Here is a 7527-nt window from a genome sequence, read left to right as displayed (position 1 = left end):
AGCAGGTTAGGGTTCTTACGTGGGTCAGATTTGGATGGAAATTACCCGTGAAGGTGGGTCAGTTCTGGATGGAAATCAACACGTCGCAGTCATAAGGCTGCAGCCAACCTTCAACCGTCGTCGCTTGCTCAAGAGCAGGTACGTACCATCTAAATCAGCTGCAGTACCTCTTGACGCTGGCCGTGCTGATTCCAAACTGGCCAGCAGTCTGCGAAATGCTGGCACCGTTCTCAGTACGCCATTGACGCACAGCAGCCGCATCAGCAGCTTTTGGTCTTCCAAGTGATGTGGCACCACGATGCGTCCTACCTGTCTCAGCGAGCAATCGTTTCGCCGTTTCCCTGCCAGCAGCGGTCCTGTCTGCGATCCGCTTGCGTTCCATGTCGGCCACCTGTGCCAAGACGGCAAGGATCAACTCACCAGCACCTGAGCCAATCCGGCCAAGGCCCAGGACTTCGATAGCCACCCCCTTGTTGATGAGGGCACGCACGGTGGCTTGAACATCGAGGGCATCTCGCCCCAGCCGATCCACTGCAGCCACGTGTAGAACATCACCTTTTCGGATGTAAGCCAGGAGTTCTGAGAAACCAGGCCGGTCAGAAGCCGGGACTGAACCAGACACCCCAATATCACTGAACTCCATTTCGAATGGACCGCCGAGCATCTGTCGCTGGGATTCAATGGACTGCTCGGTCGTGCTGACTCGGAAGTAGGCGATGGATTGAGACATTTAGGATCAAAAGATAGGCGCATATTATGATCCTGGATCAAAACTCTGTCAAGATACTTTTGAGCTACATGAATGTGGTTTGACAACCTTGGCTCATTTGGTACAAGTTGTGCACCTGTAAGATAGAAGCACAATCTATACGTCCGAATAAGCAGAACAAACTTCGAAAGAATTTACAAAGATGAAGAGCCTGAATTTATATTTAATCGTACTCATTTTACTCATCGGCACCAGCGTTGTATACCCATTCATTCAGAAGAGAAAGTTGCGATCACTTGTGCAAAAGTCTATAGGTATAGATCGCATTTGTCGGCTATGCGATATTTCTCAGAATGATATTAGGTTTTCCGTTCAACACCATTATTCAAGCACATCAAGCAATGGCGTTAGACATTTAAACATAAAGGTGCAATTTTACTATCGCCTTTCCAGTCTATTTTTGACCTCAGAGCATGATGAGTGTTACGTTGGTGATGCAGTAACCATCTGCACTGACACATCAAGCAAGCCGCAAATCGAAGTTCATATCGCCAATCAAATCATTAAGATCAAAGAATACAATGAAGCACTTAAATCCAATAAAAAATGAAAAAGAACTCTTGAATTTATGCAAAACAACAACAAACACGGCCATCAAGTCATTGAACTCAAGGAGAGCGCCGTTTGCCACAACATACTCAGATGCTTTCTGCAAGCAAGCAGTAGAACTAGTTATACTTTACAGAAATCAAGGGATTGCTGATCCAGTTGATCGAATGGCAAAACAGTTTCAAAAACATGGAATCTTGACCTGCCGCAATGCCGAAATGTCTTACACCAATGCAAAATATTTTTATGAAAAATTTTTGGCACCGATAATAGCAAAAAGCAAGTGACGAAGCATGTGATGAGGACGAAATCTAGGATGAGATTATTAATTTGGCAATATTCTTCAATGCCCGACATCGTGTGCATGCCATCACCGCAATTCCCTACGAACCTTCTCACACCCCGAAGCAAAATACCTGATCTGACGAACGAAATGGCTCTTGATCAATCCTGATTTGAAATAGATCGGATTGAACAGCCAGACACGGTCGTCTTTCGTGTATGCAGATGGAACTAGGTACTCAGCATTGATCTTGTTGCAAAATTCCAACTTCTCAACATCACTCATGCCTTCAGGCAAAGTGAAATAGGTCGATAGTGCAATGATGCATGGTTCTTTGAAGATGCGAATCCAGTGCGCAAAGATTCCTGGCTCGGTCACGTAAATCTTATCTTCTTCTTGAATGGTGTGCTGGATGACCGATTGCTCCAGCAGAAGTGACAAGTTGACAATCGAGATGTCTTGTTCTTCGATCAGCTCAGACGACAGTGATGTGATGTTGTTCGGCATTGTGTAGTGTTCTTTCATATTCAATGTTTCTGTCTGGCGCATAGCCAACGATAAAGATCACACAGGACCGCCTGATCCCTGTCGCGACCGATAGGATTTACGGTCTGCTGGATGAGGCTATGCGCCTCTTGGATGTCAACCCAGCGTGTTTTTTCAGTCTCAGTTCCGAAAGCTTGTTGCTTACCCTCGGGCACACCGACGAAGAACACTGTGGTTCCAGTAGTACCCTGGTAATGTTGGGGTATCAATCCGACCAATCGGCACAGATAACCGGTCTCTTCAAGGCATTCACGCCTCGCGGTTTCCTGTGGTGTCTCGTACTTGTTTGGCTGGCCTTTCGCGAAGCTCCACGAATACCCACCAAAGCCACGAGATGGCTTTCTGAGCAACGTTCGACCATCTGGGGATACCAACACCACACCATATGCATCTGCAGCAGGTACGGCCATCCTGTCTATTGCGGCAGTGGAGTCCCAATCGAACTCTTCTGGTTCAAGATCAAGTTCGTAGAGGTTCGACCAAACTCGTCCGTAGAGATTTGAACGTTGCTTTCCCTGAACAGCAGCAATCTCATTCTTGAAATTGCCGTATCCGATAGTTCCAATCATGTTGGTCATTGCTTGTGCAAGATCGGTTCTCGATACCTTCGACCGATAACGATAATCAGTCTTGGTGGATTCGGTGATTGCTCCAAGACTGGGAAGATACAAATTCTTGAGTGCCAGCAGATCAGACTTGATTCTTGCTCGAATCGTCAACTGCCCCGTTTCTTGATCTTCAGGTTTGGATACTATTGAATAGAATCCGATATTGGTTTGAAGCCACATAATGTTTTCTCCTGGTTAGTTGTTGGTTTTTGCAGGGGGGGGGTGGTGGTGTGCAGCAGATGCAGTAAATGAAGCATTTTTGGAAACCTTTATATAGAATAATCATTCAAACAGTTTCTAAAATCACTTCATTTGGTTCATCGGCTGCATGATTCAATAGATCAACAATGTTGTCCAGTTGAACCTTTCACACCATAGTCACCACAATCACCCCTGAGTCCGGAATCGATAGCCTTTGAAATAGTAGCCACTCGATGCTTTTATAGGTTCACCGTACATCTTTCGCAGTTCCTGCCTGAATGCAGGCAGTGACATTGGTGCCATTCCCTGTTCAATGAATGATGATTGGTAATATTTGTACAGGTCTTGAATGTATAACTTGCCCATTGCATCTTTCTCGACTACCTCATCAAGCCAAGAAGAAAGAACATCCATCTCTGACCTGTACTCCTTGCAAGCATCTTCTACAACCTGTGGTCTTACCAGTTTGCCTTTCTCTTGGAACTCCTTCCATCCTTCAACAGCCCAATTCATGATTCCAGAAAGTTCGGCCATCAATTTGAATTCCAAGTAAGTGTCAGGACTTTCAATAGTTGCTTCAAATGGAATCAAAGTGATTCTTCTCCAGATACCATTGGTCCGACTGTGAATGATCGGTTTGTGATTTCCAGAGATGAATAGCTTTGCTACTGGTCTGAATGTGATGTCGTTCTTGTAGAGTGGTCGAGCAGTGATAGCATCACCAGCAGTAAACCCATTGATGAATGCTTCGTTGAACATTCCTTTGTTTGGAAGCTCACTACATGTTGCTAGTCTCACGCCAGCCAATCTAACGACATCGGAGCTGGCGCCACCTCCATCTCTTTTGATCGTCATCAGAGTTGAAGAATCAATTCCAATACAGTTCTGTCCACTCAGAGCCGAAATGATGTTGATGAAGACTGATTTGCCATTCAAGCCGCTTCCATACAAAAAGTACAGTCGCTGATCCACCGTAGAACCAGAGAGAGAATAGCCAACCAGTTGCTTCAGATAGTTCGCCAGTTCAATATCACCTTTACACCATTCAAGGACTGATCGCTTCCAGATTGGGCAATCAGCATTTTCGTCATAACTGATCCCACTTGACTTGGTCAGATAATCATCTTGCCTGATTGGACGGACCACCTGAGTCTTCAGATCAAGACATTGACCATTAGCCAAGCCGACCAGATACGGGTTTGCATCAAAGATCTCGAAATTGAAGTCTCTATAGTTCACTGCGGGCAACAGTTTCATGACTCCTTCAACAACTCTGGAATAACCCAACTTCTCAATTCTTTCGATATGATCTGGCCGATCTCTATCAAGAATCAAGTCTGTGGTTCGTACAAACTGCTTGTGTCTGTCTAGGGTGTCAAGAATCAGGCTCCGAATCAGGTCTGGCTTGCATTCACTCCAGTACCCAGTGTCGGGATTGAATTTGAACCATGCCTTGAAATCCACGCAATAGATCAGGTTGTTGTCCTCCGCTTCCAACACAGTTTCAGCAATGCTTTTATCTGTGATGGTCTCTGTATAGAACTTAGGAAGAACCTCTTTTTTCGATGCAGATTTGGCGATACCGATAACTTCCTCATCTGGCAGTGGAGGAGTGCATCGGCTACTATTGACCTGGTTCAATTTCTTAAGAATCTCGGATTCACTGTAACCTTGACCCCGAAGTTTCAATCCATGATTGAATAGAGTTCTGTTCCGTCTACCCTCTGGAATCAGTTCTTCTCCAACGTTCTCAGATTGGGTTGTGAACCGCTCTTGGGATGCATATGATTTTGATCCGTCCGTATAGATTTTTTTCCAATCCAACGGTTCACCAAGACTTTCAGCGAACTCAAAGAACTCTTGTTGCCCAGGTGGAACCGATGGCAAGAAGAATACTTGCGTCGGCTTGAATCCAGATTCGTCTGCTTGAGCAAGACATTTGTGCATCTTGCTAAACGAACGAGCTACCTGTTTGTAGGAGCGTGGATCAATATAGTCAGAAAGCAGTAGCACTACTCGAAAGCGTGGGCCATTTTCACCTAGTCGATGCGAATAGGTTGAGTAGCAAAACGCACGGTACTGCGATAGTTCCGAAGTTATGGTTTCGGCTGTTGTTTCTTCTGGAAGATCATCCAGGTCGAAAACGAGTAGCTTGCTCTTGGTTGCATTCTCGTTGTTCCGGTAGCTGTCCTCAAACGTGAAGGGGCAGAAGGACGTACCCTTCTTATCTTCAGACTCTAGTGGTTCGCGGAACGAGTCCACAAACTCGTCAAAGCTTTCTGCATTGCTTACGGCATGCGTCCAGTCGTTGATGAATGCAGAGTATTGGATTTGGGGGTTTGCTTCAAGACCGGTTTGGTTTTGATAATAACTTTCTTTCATAATTTTGACCTTTAATATGGTTGATAAAATGGATTTTCATCTCAGTTCCTTTTCGGATGAGTTCATAACAAATAGTGATGTCTTTGAGAGGCAAACATCGGCCTGTTCGTTGTTTACGTAACTACTGTTTCTTCATAGGTTTCCTTTCGGCGATAAAAAAGTCCGCATGCTTGACACAGGCGGACTCATTCCCTCAGATGACCACAGTGGTCGTCATAGAGTGTTTACAGGTTGCTCAAGTTTGTTCCTTTGAGGATTGAGACTGTTTGAATGATCCGTCTAACTTCAACTTAACGAAGTTTTTGCTACAGAGTGGCTCTATTATAGACTATCAACTTTCATTTGTCAATAGTTGTTTTGCATCTTTGTTTGATCTATCTTGAATCACTGTATTTCTGTTGAGGTAAACGTGGGGGTGCACGGTCTTCCTTCGTCCCGGCTTGTCCAAGGAAGTCCCTACAGGCGTAAAAAAGCCCGTAAACGAATGACGCAGACGGGCAGACTCAACTCAAGATAGACCATGGGTATGGTCATAGAGTGTTTACAGCATGCTCAAATGGCGTCCTTGGGGGAACTTAGAATACAAGCCGAACTCAGTAACTTCGATTGAACGGAGTTAGCGTTTTGGGGTGTTGGATTGTATCACTTTGGCAAGCAATTGTCAACACCTTTCGTGTACTCTGTCTCTCTAGGTATGAAATCCATCGCAATTTATACCAATTCTTGGTGATTGTTTCATATTGTGAAAATCATTGCCGATAAAGCTGTTTGTTTATCGGTGCTGCCCCTTTGTTTGATGCGTTCTGAGTGTGTATATCGGCTTTAGCTTGGTTGGAACAGGTATTCGCTCTATTGCTTTTTGTAGTGTGTGGATTGGAACGTGCGTGTATGTCTTGGCTCCAACACTGCCCGAGGTTTCGTGACCTAGTATTTTGTCAATAATTGGTTCTCTTACTTCTGTGATCACAAGGTTGCTTCTGGTTGTATGGCGAAAACTATGAAATACAATTGTATTAGGTATTTCTAGTTGGTCCCGCAAAGCTCCAAACCATTGACTGAAATATCCGCCGGGTTTCTCTTTTCTGAATGGCAATGCAGGCCACAGATTGACTGAATGTTGTGAGCCAACGTAATTTAGGAATCCCAATCGTAAAAGTTCAGAGTGAATTGGGATTGTTCGTTTGCCTGCATTTGTTTTAATTCTTTGTGATTCACCTTCATCGGTGAAGGTGATAGTGGGTATCTGCTTTTCCTGATTAATGTCTATAACTCTTAGTTGACATAGTTCAGAACATCGTGCACCGGTGTAGAGTGCCAATAGTGGTATCCAATATGCGGCATCTTGTCCCGCTTTCTTATCTGTGGGAAGTTGACCGTGTCTCCAAATTGGGTGGTCAAAGAGTTTTGCTAAATACTCTGAGGTCCATGGTTGGCGTGGTGTTGTTGTCTTCGACTTTATGTCAATTCCATGCCATGGATTTTTGGGTATGACCCCAAGATCATCGCTTGCAAAGTTCAGAAGTCCCTTTATCCAGTTCAGGCGGTCACGAGCGGTCTTTGTGGTTTGAGATAGTTTGAGTAGCTGGGCTCGAAAGTCGTCGCCAGCTACTCTTGTCAGATCAGCAATAGGGATATTGTTTGTGTGGGTCTCGTACAGTCTCAGTGCACGTTCGCATGAGGCCAGTGAGTCCGAAGAACGTTCTGCAGCTTTTGACCAGCGTTCGAAGATGGTTCTGAGGCTCATGGGCAGAACGTTCGGATCTGGTGGTGCTGAGGTGAGCCGTGGAGAACTTCCAGGCACTACCGAGTCGGCGTGGTAAGACCACAGAATTTCAGCACGCTTTAAGCCGCCCCGCCGAACAGCTTCAAGGTGCGAGCACTGTCCCAACGTTTGCACGAAGCAACCGTTCTTGTACTTGGGACGAAGAGGGTGATTTTTGGGAAGAACGATGCGGAGGTAGTAGGAGCTACCTCGCATGAACAATCCTGACAGAGATGCGGCCACATGAACCTCACAGTAGGTTACGTGCTACATCCATGTGCTACAAAAGTCGCTTTTCTGGGTCTTTCAATCCGTTAAGTGATTGATTTAAAAGGACTTTTTTGAAATAAGGTGACGAGCCTTGACCCCGGCACTGACTCCACAGTTAGGGCTGCTTGGTTCCCCACCTGACCCGGTTGGCCGCTTT

Annotated in this window: 6 protein-coding genes; 1 reads left to right on the top strand and 5 read right to left on the bottom strand. The window is 45.4% G+C overall.

The genetic code is table 11. The features are described from left to right. Nucleotides 1–154: 154 nt before the first annotated feature. Nucleotides 155–730: a recombinase family protein gene (locus ACFQU0_RS11730; RefSeq protein ID WP_382200942.1), complete on the bottom strand. Its 576-nt coding sequence runs from the start codon at nucleotides 728–730 to the stop codon at nucleotides 155–157. Nucleotides 731–1290: 560 nt separating this feature from the next. On the opposite strand from ACFQU0_RS11730, the gene ACFQU0_RS11725 reads away from it, so the two are divergent. After that, a complete protein-coding gene (locus tag ACFQU0_RS11725; RefSeq protein ID WP_382200941.1) occupies nucleotides 1291–1605 on the top strand; it encodes a hypothetical protein in 315 nt (104 codons plus the stop codon). Nucleotides 1606–1688: 83 nt separating this feature from the next. Here ACFQU0_RS11725 and ACFQU0_RS11720 read toward each other — a convergent pair whose 3' ends face one another. The 4 genes from ACFQU0_RS11720 to ACFQU0_RS11705 form a co-directional block, all read right to left on the bottom strand. Continuing rightward, nucleotides 1689–2126 carry a YbjN domain-containing protein gene (locus tag ACFQU0_RS11720; protein ID WP_382200939.1) on the bottom strand — a complete coding sequence of 146 codons (438 nt, stop codon included), beginning with the start codon at nucleotides 2124–2126 and terminating at the stop codon, nucleotides 1689–1691. Nucleotides 2127–2128: 2 nt separating this feature from the next. Next, nucleotides 2129–2935, bottom strand: a complete 807-nt coding sequence (locus ACFQU0_RS11715; RefSeq protein ID WP_382200937.1) for an NUDIX hydrolase — start codon at nucleotides 2933–2935, stop codon at nucleotides 2129–2131. A gap of 207 nt (nucleotides 2936–3142) precedes the next feature. Next, nucleotides 3143–5338, bottom strand: a complete 2196-nt coding sequence (locus tag ACFQU0_RS11710) for a phage/plasmid primase, P4 family (protein ID WP_382200935.1) — start codon at nucleotides 5336–5338, stop codon at nucleotides 3143–3145. Between the two features lie 772 nt (nucleotides 5339–6110). Further along, nucleotides 6111–7082, bottom strand: coding sequence for a site-specific integrase (locus tag ACFQU0_RS11705; RefSeq protein ID WP_382200933.1), 972 nt, complete (start codon nucleotides 7080–7082; stop codon nucleotides 6111–6113). Between the last annotated feature and the right edge of the window lie 445 nt (nucleotides 7083–7527).

It is taken from the genome of Hydrogenophaga defluvii (assembly GCF_042665235.1).
GTDB classification, from domain to species: Bacteria; Pseudomonadota; Gammaproteobacteria; order Burkholderiales; family Burkholderiaceae_C; genus Hydrogenophaga; species Hydrogenophaga defluvii_A.
This window is presented reverse-complemented; position numbering and strand designations above follow the sequence as displayed.

What these genes read in the sequence shown, in the direction of transcription:
- ACFQU0_RS11730 (WP_382200942.1), bottom strand. Translation starts at nt 730, where the DNA reads ATGTCTCAATCCATCGCCTACTTCCGAGTCAGCACGACCGAGCAGTCC.
- ACFQU0_RS11725 (WP_382200941.1), top strand. Translation starts at nt 1,291, where the DNA reads ATGAAGCACTTAAATCCAATAAAAAATGAAAAAGAACTCTTGAATTTA.
- ACFQU0_RS11720 (WP_382200939.1), bottom strand. Translation starts at nt 2,126, where the DNA reads ATGAAAGAACACTACACAATGCCGAACAACATCACATCACTGTCGTCT.
- ACFQU0_RS11715 (WP_382200937.1), bottom strand. Translation starts at nt 2,935, where the DNA reads ATGTGGCTTCAAACCAATATCGGATTCTATTCAATAGTATCCAAACCT.
- ACFQU0_RS11710 (WP_382200935.1), bottom strand. Translation starts at nt 5,338, where the DNA reads ATGAAAGAAAGTTATTATCAAAACCAAACCGGTCTTGAAGCAAACCCC.
- ACFQU0_RS11705 (WP_382200933.1), bottom strand. Translation starts at nt 7,082, where the DNA reads ATGAGCCTCAGAACCATCTTCGAACGCTGGTCAAAAGCTGCAGAACGT.